Source organism: Streptomyces sp. NPDC057617 (assembly GCF_042800555.1).
In the GTDB taxonomy this organism is placed as follows: domain Bacteria; phylum Actinomycetota; class Actinomycetes; order Streptomycetales; family Streptomycetaceae; genus Streptomyces.
Map to the genome: position 1 here is coordinate 318,856 of NZ_JBHVGV010000003.1, position 15,073 is coordinate 333,928.

The 15,073-nt window shown below is 71.1% G+C and carries 13 protein-coding genes; 3 read left to right on the top strand and 10 right to left on the bottom strand.

The window, feature by feature from the left end; translation table 11 throughout:
* Nucleotides 1-143 precede the first annotated feature (143 nt).
* Both ACFU9P_RS10350 and ACFU9P_RS10355 read right to left on the bottom strand, forming a co-directional pair.
* Entirely contained in the window at nucleotides 144-1,484 is a 1,341-nt protein-coding gene (locus ACFU9P_RS10350) for an NAD(P)/FAD-dependent oxidoreductase (RefSeq protein WP_384078554.1), read from the bottom strand.
* Between the two features lie 168 nt (nucleotides 1,485-1,652).
* The gene (locus tag ACFU9P_RS10355) at nucleotides 1,653-2,537 is read right to left on the bottom strand and encodes a TIGR01777 family oxidoreductase (protein WP_384078555.1); all 885 of its coding nucleotides are present in this window, start codon (nucleotides 2,535-2,537) and stop codon (nucleotides 1,653-1,655) included.
* A 42-nt stretch (nucleotides 2,538-2,579) separates the two neighbouring features.
* On the opposite strand from ACFU9P_RS10355, the gene ACFU9P_RS10360 reads away from it, so the two are divergent.
* The gene (locus ACFU9P_RS10360) at nucleotides 2,580-3,128 is read left to right on the top strand and encodes a GNAT family N-acetyltransferase (RefSeq protein WP_384078556.1); all 549 of its coding nucleotides are present in this window, start codon (nucleotides 2,580-2,582) and stop codon (nucleotides 3,126-3,128) included.
* 106 nt (nucleotides 3,129-3,234) lie between these two features.
* Here ACFU9P_RS10360 and ACFU9P_RS10365 read toward each other — a convergent pair whose 3' ends face one another.
* Nucleotides 3,235-3,783 (bottom strand): DUF4240 domain-containing protein, encoded by a 549-nt coding sequence (locus ACFU9P_RS10365; RefSeq protein WP_376379135.1) that lies wholly within the window; start codon nucleotides 3,781-3,783, stop codon nucleotides 3,235-3,237.
* A gap of 180 nt (nucleotides 3,784-3,963) precedes the next feature.
* A complete protein-coding gene (locus tag ACFU9P_RS10370; protein WP_384078938.1) occupies nucleotides 3,964-4,836 on the bottom strand; it encodes a winged helix-turn-helix domain-containing protein in 873 nt (290 codons plus the stop codon).
* A 274-nt stretch (nucleotides 4,837-5,110) separates the two neighbouring features.
* Between ACFU9P_RS10370 and ACFU9P_RS10375 the strand changes: the two genes are divergently transcribed.
* A complete protein-coding gene (locus ACFU9P_RS10375; protein WP_376378882.1) occupies nucleotides 5,111-5,326 on the top strand; it encodes a hypothetical protein in 216 nt (71 codons plus the stop codon).
* Nucleotides 5,327-5,393: 67 nt separating this feature from the next.
* Here ACFU9P_RS10375 and ACFU9P_RS10380 read toward each other — a convergent pair whose 3' ends face one another.
* Entirely contained in the window at nucleotides 5,394-6,332 is a 939-nt protein-coding gene (locus ACFU9P_RS10380; protein WP_376378879.1) for a winged helix-turn-helix domain-containing protein, read from the bottom strand.
* Nucleotides 6,333-6,552: 220 nt separating this feature from the next.
* Complete coding sequence (locus tag ACFU9P_RS10385) at nucleotides 6,553-7,518, bottom strand: helix-turn-helix transcriptional regulator (protein ID WP_384078557.1); 966 nt, start codon at nucleotides 7,516-7,518, stop codon at nucleotides 6,553-6,555.
* Nucleotides 7,519-7,665: 147 nt separating this feature from the next.
* Between ACFU9P_RS10385 and ACFU9P_RS10390 the strand changes: the two genes are divergently transcribed.
* Entirely contained in the window at nucleotides 7,666-8,067 is a 402-nt protein-coding gene (locus ACFU9P_RS10390; RefSeq protein ID WP_376378873.1) for a DUF6221 family protein, read from the top strand.
* Between the two features lie 89 nt (nucleotides 8,068-8,156).
* Here ACFU9P_RS10390 and aceE read toward each other — a convergent pair whose 3' ends face one another.
* The 4 genes from aceE to lpdA all read right to left on the bottom strand — a co-directional run bounded on the left by aceE (nucleotide 8,157) and on the right by lpdA (nucleotide 15,059).
* The gene (gene aceE / locus ACFU9P_RS10395) at nucleotides 8,157-10,829 is read right to left on the bottom strand and encodes a pyruvate dehydrogenase (acetyl-transferring), homodimeric type (protein WP_384078558.1); all 2,673 of its coding nucleotides are present in this window, start codon (nucleotides 10,827-10,829) and stop codon (nucleotides 8,157-8,159) included.
* A 216-nt stretch (nucleotides 10,830-11,045) separates the two neighbouring features.
* Entirely contained in the window at nucleotides 11,046-11,669 is a 624-nt protein-coding gene (locus tag ACFU9P_RS10400; protein ID WP_376378868.1) for a GntR family transcriptional regulator, read from the bottom strand.
* A gap of 133 nt (nucleotides 11,670-11,802) precedes the next feature.
* Nucleotides 11,803-13,614: a 2-oxoglutarate dehydrogenase, E2 component, dihydrolipoamide succinyltransferase gene (sucB, locus tag ACFU9P_RS10405; RefSeq protein ID WP_384078559.1), complete on the bottom strand. Its 1,812-nt coding sequence runs from the start codon at nucleotides 13,612-13,614 to the stop codon at nucleotides 11,803-11,805.
* A 56-nt stretch (nucleotides 13,615-13,670) separates the two neighbouring features.
* The gene (gene lpdA / locus ACFU9P_RS10410) at nucleotides 13,671-15,059 is read right to left on the bottom strand and encodes a dihydrolipoyl dehydrogenase (protein ID WP_376378862.1); all 1,389 of its coding nucleotides are present in this window, start codon (nucleotides 15,057-15,059) and stop codon (nucleotides 13,671-13,673) included.
* Between the last annotated feature and the right edge of the window lie 14 nt (nucleotides 15,060-15,073).

Here is a 15,073-nt window from a genome sequence, read left to right on the forward strand (position 1 = left end):
GGGCGGACCGGAAAAAGTTGGTTGGTTTTCGCAATAGCCGAAAGGGCCAAAACTCTGCCTGTCGGGCGGTGGAGGACACACACCGGCCCGTCCGGCGATTGAGGACGAACCGGCAGCCGGACGGGCCCGGGAACCGGCACGCCCTACGCCACCGCGGGCAGTTGCTCCGGTCCCGCCTCTTCCGCTTCTTCCGTAGGCCGCACCCCCAGGTCACGCAGGATCGCGTGCGCCGCGCGGCGGCCCGAGAACAGCGCGCCCTGGACCGTGTTCGTGTCCCGGTGGTCCCCGCACACGTACAGCCCCGACAACAGCCGCACCGGGCGCCGCAGATCGTGCGGCGGGGGCATCGCGGGGACCGCCTCCGGATCGTGGTAGGCGGCCAGCAGCTCCCAGTCGTCGGTCGGCGTCCCGTACAGCTTCGCGAGATGCGCGCGGACCGTACGGTCGAGATCCGCGGCCGGGGGAGGGGTGCCGAGCACCGTCGACGAGATCAGCACCCGGCCTTCCGGCGCCCGCGCCGGATCGACCGCGCTCATCACGGCGGTGTGCGCGACCGGACCGCCCCGGTCCGCGTCCAGCAGCAGCGCCGGATCGGTCATCGGCGGTTCCGGCGCGGTGTGGTGCAGAACCGTCACGGGGTGGAAGTCCGGCACCCGCAGCCCCGGCAGCAGCTCGGCCGCGGCCCGCGCGCCGGTCGCCAGGACCAGCGCACGGCCGGTGATCTCGCCGTGCTCCTTGGTGGTGACACAGCTGATCGACGCGTCCGTGACGCACACATCCGTACGGACGGTGCCCTCCGGCAGCGCCCGCGCCAGCAGTTCGGGCAGCGCCGAGGCACCGCCCGCGGTGACGAACAGCCGGCCCCGGGCGAACGCTTGCAGCGCGAGATCGGCGCAGCGGCTGGACGTCCCCAGATCGGGGTCGCAGAGCAGCGCGGACAGCAGCGGGCGGAGAAAACCGTTGACGGTACGGGCGGGCAGACCGCGGGCGGACAGCGCCTCCAGGGCGGTGCGTTCGGGCCGGGTCAGCAGTCGGCTCGTCGGCATCGCCGCCAGCCGCCCCAGGACGGCGCTGAGCCGGGCCTGGTCGACCGCGCCGCCCAGCGGCGGGCGGGGGGCGCTCGCCAGGGCGCGTGCCACCGTCAGTGCGCTCCGCGCGCTCCCCACGGCCCCGGTCCGGTAGTTGCGTCCGTCGCTGTGCACAAGCACGCCCGGCGAGAACTTCCGCAGCCCCGCGCCGTCCAGACCCGGTGTACGGAGCAGCTCCGGATACGAAGTGGTGAGCAACTGCCCCTGGCGGTCGAGCCGGAAGCCGTCGACCTCATCGGTCGCCATCCTGCCGCCCACGTAAGGGGCGGCCTCCAGGACAGTGACTCTTACACCTGCGCTGGTCAGATGACGGGCCGCCGACAAACCCGCGATGCCGGCTCCGATGATGACGACGTCCGCCTGCTGTGCGGTCGAGTGGTGTGCGGTGCTGAGCACGTGCCCCTCCCCGATGTCGGCGCGGCCGGCGCCCGGTGAGACCCGGGCGAGGCTCCAGTTCCGGTCGAGCGTAGGAAGAGGAGGGCGTCTCCGGTGCCGCGCGTGTGAGGGGTCACCGGTGCATGGGGGGTGCGCGCGGACCTCCGTAAGAAGGCCGCCGGACAGGACCTAGGCCGCGCGGATGGCCTCGTCGATGGTGGGGAACGCGAACGTGAAGCCGGACTCCAACAGGTGCGCCGGCCGCACCCGTTGACTGCCCAGCACATCCTCCGCGAGATCGCCCAGCGCCACCCGCAGCGCCACCGCCGGGACCGGGAAGGGGGTCGGCCGGTGCAGCACCCGCCCCATCGCCGCCGTCACCTCGCGATTGGTCACCGGCTCGGGCGCCGTGAGATTCACCGGGCCCTCCAGGGACTCCGTGTCGATGAGATGCCGCAGCGCCGCCACCTCGTCGTGCAGGGAGATGAAGCTCCAGTACTGCCGCCCGCTGCCGAGCCGCCCACCCAGACCGGCGCGGAAGACGGGGAAGAGCCGCCCCCACGCGCCGCCCGCGCGCGAGACCACCAGACCCGTCCTGGCGTACACCGTCCGTACCCCCGCCTCCTCCGCGGGCACGGCGGCCTCCTCCCACGCCAGACAGAGCGACGGCAGGAAACCGTCGCCGGGCGGCGCGCTCTCGTCCACCGCCCGGGCGCCGGTGTCGCCGTAGAAACCGATGGCGGAGCCGCACACCAGCACCCGGGGCGGCTCGGCGAGGGAGGCGACGGCCTCGGCGATCGCGGCCGTACCGAGGATCCGGCTGTCCCGGATCTCCTTCTTGTACGCCTCGGTCCAGCGGCGGCCGGCGATGCCCGCGCCCGCGAGATGGACGACGGCCTCGCAGCCGTGCAGCCGGCCGGTGTCGACGCGCTGGCGCAGGGGATCCCACTCGACCTCGTCGTCCGCCCGCGCGGGGCGCCGCACCAGCCGTACGACCTCATGGCCGTCAGCGCGCAGGGAGCGTACGAGTGCCGTGCCGATGAGCCCGGTGGAGCCGGTGACCGCGATCCTCATGGCCCCATCCTGCCCCGGAACGCCGCGTGGCACAGTGGCATCATGCCTGTATCTCCACTGCCTTCACCCAGGTCCGAACCGCGCACACCGCCCCGGATACGCCCCGCGTCCCCCGCGGACGCGGACGTCCTGTCCGATCTGAACCTGCGGACCTGGTCGCCGCTGCATGCCGTGACCCCCAGGCCGGAGCCGCCCCTCGGCCCGTTCTTCGACGCCACGCACGCGCCCGAGGACTATCTCGTCGCGGAGATGGACGTGGACGGCGGCGAGGACCGGATCGCCGGGTACATACGGGTGGGACGGCCCACCCCGCTCGCCACCAACGCGCATGTACGGCAGATACAGGGGCTGGCGGTGTACGAGTGGGCGCGCGGCCGGGGCGTGGCACGCGCCCTGCTCCGCGCGGCGGCCCTGCACGCGCGCAACCAGGGAGCGCGGCGGCTGACGCTGCGGGTGCTGGGGTACAACACGGCGGCGCGGGCGCTGTACGAGTCCGAGGGCTTCGTGGTGGAGGGGGTGCTGCCGGAGGAGTTCTGTGTGGAGGGGCAGTACGTGGACGACGTGTTCATGGGGCTGTCGCTGACGGAGTGAGCGCCCGGCGCCGCCGGGCACGTGACCGTACGGTTCGGGCACGCGCCAACCGTACGGGCCGGGCCCGGCGTGACCGTGAGACCCGGGCGTCAGGCCCGGCCGGGCCCTAGCGGCCCTTCCTGACCTCCCCCGCCGTCTGGGCGCCGAAGCGCTCCCAGAGCCGGGGGAACCGCTCCGCCAGCGCCGTCTCGTCCTCGAAGTCCAGCGGTGTGCCCTGCGGCTCCGCGGTCTGCGGCGGGATGCCCAGGTCCGGCGCCACCACCCCGGTGAGCTGTTCGTACGCCTCGTCCGCCGCGTACCCCAGCTCCTCGCCGTCCCCGTCGAGGTCCTCGTCGAACTCGTCGAGCAGTTCGGCGAGGCTGTCGGGGTCGTGCACCCCGCCCTCGAAGATCTCCCGGCCCTGCCCGATGAGCCAGCAGCGGAAGTAGTCGAACGCGTCGTCGCTCGCACCGCCGAGCAGGACGGCGGCGGCGCCCCACAGATCCCAGCGGTAGGCGCGGTTGTAGCGGGACTCGAAGTGCCGGGCGAAGTCCAGGACGGAGTCGGGATCGAGCGTCAGCAGCCGTTCGACCAGCAGGTCGGCGTGGTCCTCGGGGTCGCCCTCGGCGGCCTCGCGGGTGCTGTCGACGATCTCCCAGAACTCCGTCTCGTCCATCACGGGTCAAGCATCGTGCTTGGCGGAGGGCCGCGCACGCGGAGCCGCCGAAATCATGCGCCTTTCTCACACGCGCGAGGCATACGCCCAGGATCCCGTCCGGCCGGCTCCACGGAATCAGTCCGTCCGGATCTCCGGATCGCGGCAGGCAGGTTCCTCGGATCCCGGCCGGCCCGCCGCTCAGGATCCCGGCTGGTCCGCCAGCTGCAGCGGCTCCGCGACCTGCTCCCAGCGCGACTCGAACCAGCGCGCGATCTGCTCGAATCGGGCCCGCTCCACCACGCTCGCCCCCTCCGCGGTCAGCGACGACGCGAACAGATCGCCGCTGCGCAGCTCCAGTACGTCGAGCGAGGCGCCGTCCGGATTGTTCTGCATCTGGCCGCGCTCCAGCCAGTAGTACCCGGTCAGCAGCTCCGTACCGTTGATCAGATAGCGCTTCTCGCCGGGGATCGTCGGCAGCCCGCGGACGGCCACCGAGACCTGCTCGACCAGCCCCCGTTCTGCCAGCAGGGTCAGCGAGTGCTCCAGCGCCCCGGCGTACGTACGGATCACATGGCGCAGCCTCGCCAGCGGCCTGGGGTCGGCGGGGTCGTCGGCGTGGCGCGGATACGGGTGGCTGGTCACCAGGTCCGGCAGGAGGACCCGTACGGTGATCGACTCCGGCGGGCGGCGGCGGCCCTCGCGGATCGCCTCGACCTCGTTCTGCACCGCCTTGCTGAGCTGCTCGGTGGTCAGCGACCAGACATCGAGGGTGACATGCCGGGCGGCGAAGGCACGGGTGATGTGGTGGGCCAATGGCTGGAGGTTGGCAGTCCGGTTGGCGACCCGGGCGGCCCGGCCGGGAGCGCCCTCCTCCAGCAGGCCTTCGTCACGGAGCATCTGCTGGGCGCTCTGGATGGTGCCGCGGCCCACGCCGTACCGCCGCTGGAGCTGGTGCTGCTTGGGCAGCGTCTGGCCGGCGGGCAGCCGGCCCTCCAGGATCTGGCTGCGCAGATCGTCGGCGATGGAGCGGTACTGGGGGAGGTCGTCGCCTCCTCCCCGCTCTGGGGGCATCACACAGCCGAGGCTACAACCGCCGTTCAAGCCAGGACAGATACCTGCAACCGCCGGTCAACTCGCCCCGCTGGCCGGTGAAGTGACCGGCCGAGCGGTCAGGCCGGGCGGCCTGCACCACAATGGCCACCATTACCAGTGGGTATGGGAAGGGGACCGATACCCGACCATTGGCCTTCTCTCCGCAGCTTTTCTCTGCCAACGGGGTGCCAACCGCAGGGTGTCCCGTTCATGCAGGGTCGAAGCGCGATGAATCGGAAGCGGAGGAGATGCCATGGGGGCACTGACACGTATCGAATGGCTGGTGGAACTGGCGGCCCGGGCGGCGCAGTTGGCGGGGATCCTGGGGCCCGAGGGGTCGATGGGCGTACTGGTCTGCGCCCTGCTGATCCGCGCGGCACGAGCCGACCGCGCCGACCGGACACAGACCGTCAATCTGCTCTGCGCGGCCTCGGTGCTGCTGATCCTGCTGCTCGTGGCCTCGGGCTGAGCCCCCGGCGGTGCTGGTCGCCGCGGGCCGAACCCCCGGTGACAGGGGGGCCGGCGGCAGGGGCCCGTCAGGAGTCCCAGGGCACCGCGATGGTGTTCCACAGCGAGTCGAACCACTGCTGGGTCTGGTCCACATAGGCCGCCGTGACATGGTCGTTGTCGACCGCGGTGTGCCGGAACAGCATGCCTTCCACGCCGAGCATGTCGTAGATCTCGATCGGGTCGTCCCGGTCGAGGTCCACCCGGCGCGACTGCACCTGGTAGTGGCCCGCCAGCACCTCCTGCCCATTGAGGATGTACACCTTCTGGGTCGGGCTGATCGAGACCTTCCGCGCCTCCACCGACACCTCGGGGACCAGTCCGCGGACGGTGAGCATCCGCAGGGAGTGGCGCAACGATCCGTAGATATGGGCGGTGGTCTCCCGGAGCCGCTCGCGTGGCCGGGTGTTCGCCGGCTCGCCGACGACCTGGGGGAGTGCCAGCGGATCGTCGGCGTTCGGCAGCAGGATCCGTACGGCGATCCGCTCCGGGTTCCGTACGCCGGCGGTGCCGAGGGCGACGAGCGGGCCCGCGAGGGCGGAGGCGAGGGTCTCGCCGTTGAGGCAGTACGCGTCGATGGTCACCCGCCGGTGCCGGAAGCACTGGGCGACCCGCTCGCCGAGGAACACCCCTGCGGGGCGCGGCGGATGGCGGCGCGGGGCGGGTACGTCATCGGCGCGGCCGTGGCCTCGCGGCTCGGCCGGGAGCGGGGAGGCCAGCGGGGTGGTCCTGGCGACCGTCGCCGGAGTGCCCTGCTGGGCGCGCTTGATCAGGCCCTCGTGTTCGAGGAGTTCCAGGGCCCGGCGGACCGCGCCGCGCGGGACTCCGTACTGTTCGCTCAGCTCGGCCTGGGTGGGAATCCGCTCGCCGACGCGCAGCTCCCCCTGGGAGATGTGATGGCGCAGCGCGTCCGCGACCACATCCCGTGGACGCTGTTGTCCCTCGGTCAGGGCGCTGTCTCCGGACACAGCCAAACTCTACAACAGCCTGCCAATGGAGGAGAGTTGCCGGAAGCGGACATCTCGCCACTGCCAATGCCCCGCCATTGGGGGCCATTTTGATGCGCGGAGACCCGTGCGCGGGAAGCAATGCACAGGGGCGCGTCGAGGGCCCGTACGGGGCGTGTGCAGGGGCGTGTGCGTGAGTGTGTACGGGGGGGGTGTGTGCGTGGGCGTGTACGGGGCGCTCTCACCCGTACAGCGCGCGCATCCGTTCCGCCGCCTCGGCGAACCGCCCGCGCAGCGAGGCCGGTTCCAGGATCTCCGCGTCCGGGCCGAGGGTGAGCAACTGCCCGAACGCCACGTCCTCGGACTCCACCGGAAGTGTCACGGTGAGCAGCCCGTCGGCGCCGGCGGGGCCGGCCGCGGCGACGGCCTCACGGGCGGCGGCCCGGTCCACGACATACGGCAGCCTGCGGGCGCCGTCCGCGGAGAGCCGTACCACGATCTCGGTGCGCAGCAGCGAGCGCGCGAACTCCGCCGACTGCTCGTCCCAGAAGGTGGGCAGATCGAAGGATTCCTCCCTGACGAAACGTTCCTTCTGGGGCTCGACCGTGGTGAACCGGTCGATCCTGTACACCCGGAACGTGCCCTGCACACAGGCGCAGAGGTACCAGACCCCGGCCTTGAGCACGAGACCGTACGGCGCCAGCTCCCGCTCCACCTCGCTGTCCCTGCGCCGGTAGCGGGCGCCCAGCAGCCGGTCGTCCCACACCGCCTCGGCGATCGCAGGAAGCAGTTCCGGTGTCTGCGGCTCCTGATACCAGCCGGGCGCGTCGAGATGGAAGCGCTGTGACGCCGAGTCCGGGGCGTCCCGCAGCGACGGCAGGAGCGCCGCCGACACCTTCAACCGGGCCGCCGACGACACGTCGTCGAGCCCCATCTCCCGCAGCGCGCCCGGCACTCCGGAGAGGAACAGCGCCTCGGCCTCACTGCGCGCAAGACCGGTCAGCCGGGTCCGGTAGCCGCCGATCAGCCGGTATCCGCCGCTCCTGCCCCGGTCCGCGTAGACCGGCACGCCCGCCTCGGACAGCGCCTGGGCGTCCCGGGTGATGGTCCGCTCGGAGACCTCAAGCTCCCGCGCCAGCTCGGCAGCGGTCATGGAGGGTCTGGACTGGAGCAGGAGAACCATCTTGATCAGCCGGGCAGCGCGCATGACTCCATGATGCCGGGGAGCCCGGCGGGCCGTGGAAGCGGTTGGCCAATTCGCGTGGCCGGATTCCATGACAAGTGGCGTATAGGCGCCCAGATCCCGTATAGATCACAGACAGACCGTGTACGGGACGGCAAAGGATCGGAACTCATGACAGACCACGACACCGACCTGGTGGCCTTTGTCCGGGCTCGCCTCGACGAGGAGGAGCGGATCGCGCGGGAGGCCGGCGAGGAGGACTGGCGGTGCCCGCCCGAAACGCCGGGCGAGATCCACGACCGTACCGGCGGGATCGCCTTCGCCGTGCGCACGCGCGGCTACGACCGGCACATCGCGCGCCAGGACCCCGCGTACACCCTCCGCCGGATCGAGACGAACAGGGTGCTCCTCGACGAGTACACGGAAGTGGCGGCACTCGACATCGACCGCCCGGTGCGCGACTTCGCCTCGGGGCGGGCGGTCGGCCTCGGTTTTGTCGTACGGCAGTTGGCCGCCGAGCACGCGGGGCACCCCGACTACCAGGTCAAGTGGCTGCCCCGGTTCGCACGCTGAGCGCGGGGGCCTTACGGACGGCGCCCCTCCCGGATCCTGTGAACGGGAGGGGCGTCGCGTCCGGGGTTGTCGGCCGAATGGCCTTCCGGTCAGAGGCCGTAGCGCTCGCGGGCCTCGACGACCCGCTCGGGCTTGACCTCGCCCCTGCGGGCGAGCTGCGCCAGCGCCGCCACCACGACCGACCGGGCGTCCACACCGAAGTGGCGACGGGCCGCGTCACGGGTGTCGGAGAGGCCGAAGCCGTCCGTACCGAGCGAGGTGTAGTCCTGCTCCACCCACTGGCTGATCTGGTCCGGGACCTGGCGCATCCAGTCGCTGACCGCGAGGACCGGGCCCGGCGCGCCGGAGAGCGTCCGGGTCACATACGGCACCCGCTCCTCGCCGCGCAGCAGCGCCGCGTCCGCCTCCATCGCGTCCCGCCGCAGCTCGCTCCAGGAGGTCGCGGACCAGACATCGGCCGTGACGCCCCAGTCGGCGGCGAGCAGTTCCTGCGCCTCCAGGGCCCAGTGGATCGCCGTACCCGACGCCAGAAGCTGGGTACGGGGCGAGTCCGCGGCCGCCGGGACGCCCTCCTTGAAGCGGTACAGGCCCTTGACGATGCCCTCCTCGACGCCCTCCGGCATCGCGGGCTGCGGCATCGGCTCGTTGTAGACCGTCAGGTAGTAGAAGACGTCCTCGGCGTCCGGACCGTACATCCGCCGCAGACCGTCCTTGACGATCACGGCGATCTCGTACGCGAACGCCGGGTCGTAGTTGAGCGAGGCCGGGTTGGTGGACGCGATCAGATGCGAGTGCCCGTCCGCGTGCTGGAGCCCCTCGCCCGTCAGGGTCGTACGGCCGGCCGTGGCGCCGACGATGAAACCCTTGCCGAGCTGGTCGGCGAGCTGCCACATCTGGTCGCCCGTACGCTGCCAGCCGAACATCGAGTAGAAGATGTAGAACGGGATCATCGGCTCGCCGTGCGTCGCGTACGAGGTCGCTGCGGCGATGAAGTCGGCCATCGAACCGGCCTCGGTGATCCCCTCGTTGAGGATCTGGCCGTCCCTGGCCTCCTTGTAGTACATGATCTGGTCGCGGTCGACCGGATCGTACGTCTGGCCCAGCGGCGAGTAGATGCCGGCCGACGGGAACAGCGCCTCCATACCGAAGGTGCGCGCCTCGTCCGGGACGATCGGGACCCAGCGCCTGCCGGTCTCCTTGTCCCGCATCAGGTCCTTCATCAGCCGTACGAACGCCATGGTGGTCGCCACCGGCTGCTTGCCCGAGCCCTTGTAGACCGTCTGGAACGCACGGTCGGACGGCTCGGGCAGCACGACCGGATGCACCCGGCGGGCCGGCGCGGGGCCGCCCAGCGCCGCCCGGCGCTCCTGGAGGTACCGCACCTCCGGGGAGTCCGCGCCCGGGTGGCCGTACGGCATCAGGTCCTCGTTGAGCTTCGCGTCCGGGATGGGGAGACCGAGGAGGTCCCTCATCGAGCGGTACTGCTCGCCCGAGAGCTTCTTCATCTGGTGGTTGGCGTTGCGCGACTCGAAGCCCGGGCCGAGGGTGTAGCCCTTCACGGTCTGCGCCAGGATCACGGTCGGGGCGCCCTTGTGCGCCAGGGCCGCGCGGTACGCCGCGTACACCTTGCGGGCCTCGTGGCCGCCGCGCGAGGTGAAGAAGCACTCGGCGATCTTCGCGTCCGACAGCAGCTTCGACATCTCGATCAGAGCCGGGTCGACACCGAAGAAGTGCTCGCGGACATACGCGATGTCCCGCGTCGCGTACGTCTGGAACTGCGCGTCCGGCACCTGGCGCAGCCGCCGTACCAGCGCGCCCGTGGTGTCCAGGGCGAACAGCTCGTCCCAGGCGGAACCCCACAGCGACTTGACGACATTCCAGCCGGCGCCGCGGAACTGGGCCTCCAGCTCCTGCACGATCTTGAAGTTCGCGCGGACCGGGCCGTCGAGGCGCTGGAGGTTGCAGTTGATGACAAAGGTCAGATTGTCGAGCTGCTCACGGGACGCCAGGGCGAGTGCAGCCGTCGACTCCGGCTCGTCCATCTCGCCGTCGCCGAGGAAGGCCCAGACGTGCGAGGCGGAGGTGTCCTTGATCCCGCGGTTCGACAGATAGCGGTTGAAACGCGCCTGGTAGATCGCGGAGAGCGGGCCGAGGCCCATGGAGACGGTCGGGAACTCCCAGAGCCACGGCAGCCGCCGCGGATGCGGGTACGAGGGCAGCCCCTGGCCGCCCGCCTCCTGGCGGAAGTTGTCCAGGTGGGCCTCGGTCAGCCGGCCGTCGAGGAAGGCGCGGGCGTAGATACCGGGGGAGGCGTGGCCCTGGATGTAGAGCTGGTCGCCGGAGCCGTCCCCGCCCTCCTTGCCACGGAAGAAGTGGTTGAAGCCGATCTCGTACAGCCACGCGGCCGAGGCGAAGGTCGCGATATGGCCGCCGACCCCGAGCCGGGAGCCGCGGGTGACCATCGCCGCCGCGTTCCAGCGGTTCCAGGCGGTGATCCGGGACTCCATCTCCTCGTCACCGTCGAAGACCGGCTCGGCGGCGGTGGGGATGGTGTTGACGTAGTCGGTCTCCAGGAGCGCCGGCACCGGGACCCCGGCCGTTCCGGCGTGCTGGAGGGTGCGGCGCATCAGATACGCGGCGCGGTGGGGGCCGGCGTGCTCGGTCACGGCGTCGAGGGAGGCCGCCCATTCGGCGGTCTCCTCGGCGTCACGGTCCGGGAGCTGGTCCAGCTCGCTCGGAAGCTTGCCTACGGGGTCGGGCATGGTCGCCGCCTTCCGACAGGAGGGGGGTGGAGAAAAGCCTTGTCTGGCAGGACAGGGCGGAGGGGCTGGGTGCAGCCCGCCTTTGACTGTAAGTCGCTGATCGATGATCGATCAAAGGGTTGCCGGGCAAAACTTCTCGATCGGAAGAAATTGGCATTCCGTGCCCCAGACAGGGGCACCCAGTGACGGGTGACAAAGCGGTACGGAAGGGGTGGATCAGGCGCGCGGCGCACATCCGAGCACATGGTCCTTCACCAGTGTGCCGATGAGCGGATCCCGTCTCCGGAACGCCTCGACCAGCTCCTCGTGCTCCTCGGCGTACGACTGCTGTACGGTCCCCAGCCAGCGGATCGACAGGGCCGTGAACACCTCGATGCCCAGCCCCTCCCAGGTGTGCAGCAGGACGCCGTTGCCGGCGGCCCGCACCAGCTCCCGGTGGAAGGCCACGGTGTGCCGCACCTGGCCCGTACCGTCCGCCTTGCGGTCCGCCTCGTACAGCGCCGCCACATGCGGCTCCAGCGTGGAGCAGTCCAGGGCCAGCCGCTCGGCGGCCAGTTCGGCGGCGATCTGCTCAAGACCGGCCCGTACGGGATAGCTCTCCTCCAGATCGGCCGCGGTCAGATTCCGTACCCGTACGCCCTTGTTGGGGGCCGATTCGATCAGGCGCAGGCTCTCCAGCTCGCGCAGCGCCTCACGTACCGGGGTCTGGCTGACCTGGAGCTCCGTGGCGATCCGGCGCTCCACGATCCGCTCGCCCGGCTTCCAGCGGCCACTGACGATGCCTTCCACGATGTGCTCGCGGATCTGCTCGCGGAGCGAGTGGATGACGGGCTGGACCATGAAACGCTCCTCGGTGGCAGCGGTCGATGTGTAGACAATACGGCGCGTGCCCCTCACGACGGCGCCCCCGCCCGGAGCGGATCCGGGCGGGGGCGCAGTGTCATAACCCGGCTGTACGGGCTGTCCGTCGGCCCTACAGGCCCAGCTCCACCTCGAACTCGCCGGCTTCGAGGATCGCCTTGACCGCCGTCAGATAGCGGGCGGCGTCGGCGCCGTCCACCAGGCGGTGGTCGTAGGAGAGGGCGACATACGTCATGTCGCGCACCGCGATCGTCTCGCCCAGGTCCGGGTGGTTGATGACCACCGGACGCCGGACCGTGGCGCCGATGCCCAGGATGGCGACCTGGCTCGGCGGCACGATGATCGTGTCGAACAGGGCGCCACGCGAACCGGTGTTGCTGACGGTGAAGGTCGCGCCGGCCAGATCGTCCGGAGTGATCCTGCTGGCCCGGACGGCCGCCGCCAGCTCCGCGGTCTTCTTGGAGATACCGGCGATGTTCAGATCGCCCGCGCCCTTGATGACCGGGGTCATCAGACCCTTCTCGGAGTCCACCGCGATACCGATGTTCTCGGTGTCGAAGTAGGTGATCGTGCCGTCGTCGTTGATCCGGGCGTTGATGACCGGGTGGGCCTTCAGCGCCTGGGCCGCCGCCTTGACGAAGAACGGCATCGGGGACAGCTTGACGCCCTCGCGGGCGGCGAAGGAGTCCTTGGCCTGGGCGCGCAGCCGCATCAGCTTCGTGACGTCCACCTCGACGACCGAGGTGAGCTGGGCCTGCGTGTGCAGGGCCTTCATCAAGTTCTCGCCGATGACCTTGCGCATCCGGGGCATCTTGACGGTCTGGCCGCGCAGCGGGGACGCCTCCAGCTTCGGCGCCTTCGACACCGCGGCGGGAGCGGCGGCCGGGGCCTTGGCCTGGGCGGCTGCCTGGGCCGCGGCCGCCTTCGCGGCCTGGGCGGCGGCTTCCGCGGCGGCGATGACGTCCTGCTTGCGGATACGGCCGCCGACGCCGGTGCCCTTGACCGTGCTCAGGTCGACACCGCTCTCGGCGGCGAGCTTCCGTACCAGCGGGGTGACATACGCGCCCTCGTCCTCGGCGGCCGTGGGGCTCACCACGGGCGCCGCCGGAGCGACGGGAGCGGGCTGCTGCTGCGCTACGGGCGCGGGGGCCGGCGGAGCCGGGGGCGCGACCGGGGCGGCAGGAGCCGGGGGAGCCACCGGCGCGGGAGCCGGGGCCGGGGCGGGCGCGGCGGCGACCGGAGCGGGCGCCGGGGCGGCCGGGGCCGGAGCAGGCGCTGCCGGGGCGGCGGGCGCTGCCGGAGCGGCACCCGGGGCGCCGATCACGGCGAGCTTGGCGCCGACCTCGGCGGTCTCGTCCTCGCCCACCACGATCTCCAGCAGCACACCGGAGGCCGGGGCGGGAATCTCGGTGTCCACCTTGTCGGTCGACACCTCAAGCAGCGGCTCGTCGGCCTCGACCGACTCGCCGACCTCCTTCAGCCAGCGCGTGACCGTGCCCTCGGTGACGCTCTCGCCGAGCGCCGGAAGGACCACATCGGTCCCGGAGGCGCCGCCCGCCGGAGCGGCGGCCGGTACGGGAGCGGGCTGGGGGGCCGGAGCCGGAGCTTCGGCCACCGAGGCCGGAGCAGGCGCGGGTACGGGGGCGGGCTCGGCGACAGGCGCCGGGGCGGCCGCGGGAGCGCCCGTACCGTCGTCGATGATGGCCAGCTCGGCGCCGACCTCCACGGTCTCGTCCTCGGCGACCTTGATGGACGCCAGCACACCGCCGGCCGGGGCCGGGATCTCGGTGTCGACCTTGTCGGTGGAGACCTCGAGCAGCGGCTCGTCGGCCTCGACGCGCTCGCCTTCGGCCTTCAGCCAGCGGGTGACAGTGCCCTCGGTGACGCTCTCGCCGAGCGCCGGCAGGGTTACGGAAACCGCCATGGTTTCAGTTGCTCCTAACGAATGTGCGGTAGGTGGTCGTCAGCGCCCGGACTGAATCAGTCGTGGGAGTGGAGGGGCTTGCCGGCGAGGGCGAGATGGGCCTCACCGAGCGCCTCGTTCTGGGTCGGGTGCGCGTGGATGAGCTGCGCGACCTCGGCAGGCAGAGCCTCCCAGTTGTAGATGAGCTGAGCTTCGCCGACCTGCTCGCCCATACGGTCACCCACCATATGGACACCGACCACGGATCCGTCCTTGACCTGGACGAGCTTGATCTCGCCCGCGGTCTTGAGGATCTTGCTCTTTCCGTTGCCCGCGAGGTTGTACTTGAGGGCGACGACCTTGTCCGCGCCGTAGATCTCCTTGGCCCTGGCCTCGGTGATCCCCACGGAGGCGACCTCGGGGTGGCAGTAGGTCACCCGCGGCACGCCGTCGTAGTCGATCGGTACGGTCTTGAGACCGGCCAGCCGCTCGGCCACCAGGATGCCCTCGGCGAAGCCGACGTGCGCGAGCTGGAGGGTCGGGACCAGGTCACCGACGGCCGAGATGGTCGCCACGTTCGTCCGCATGTACTCGTCGACGAGGACATAGCCGCGGTCCATCGCGACGCCCTGCTCCTCGTACCCGAGCCCCTGCGAGACCGGGCCGCGGCCGATCGCGACCAGCAGCACCTCGGCCTCGAAGGCCTTGCCGTCGGCCAGCGTGACACGGACGCCGTCCTGCGTGTACTCGGCCTTCTCGAAGAACGTACCGAGGTTGAACTTGATACCGCGCTTGCGGAAGGCGCGCTCCAGGAGCTTGGAGCTGTTCTCGTCCTCGACCGGGACAAGATGCTTCAGGCCCTCGACCACGGTGACATCCGTGCCGAAGGACTTCCACGCCGAGGCGAACTCGACGCCGATCACACCGCCGCCGAGGATGATCGCGGACTGCGGGACCCGGTTCAGCGTCAGGGCGTGGTCGGACGAGATGATCCGCTCGCCGTCGATCACCAGGCCCGGCAGCGACTTCGGCACGGAGCCGGTCGCGAGGAGGACATGGCGGCCCTGGACGCGGCGGCCGTTCACATCCACGGAGGTGGGGGAGGACAGCCGGCCCTCGCCCTCGATGTAGGTCACCTTGCGGGAGGCGACCAGACCCTGAAGACCCTTGTAGAGGCCGGAGACGACCTCGTCCTTGTACTTGTGGACCCCCTCGATGTCGATGCCCTCGAAAGAGGTCCTGACACCGAACTGGTCGGCCTCGCGTGCCTGGTCGGCGATCTCGCCGGCGTGCAGCAGGGCCTTGGTGGGGATGCAGCCGTTGTGCAGGCAGGTGCCGCCCAGCTTGTTCTTCTCGATCAGGGCCACGTCCAGGCCGAGCTGCGCTCCGCGCAGGGCCGCGGCGTAACCACCGCTACCGCCGCCGAGGATCACTAGGTCGAAAACGGTGCTGGCGTCGTTCGCCACGTCACGTCCTCCAT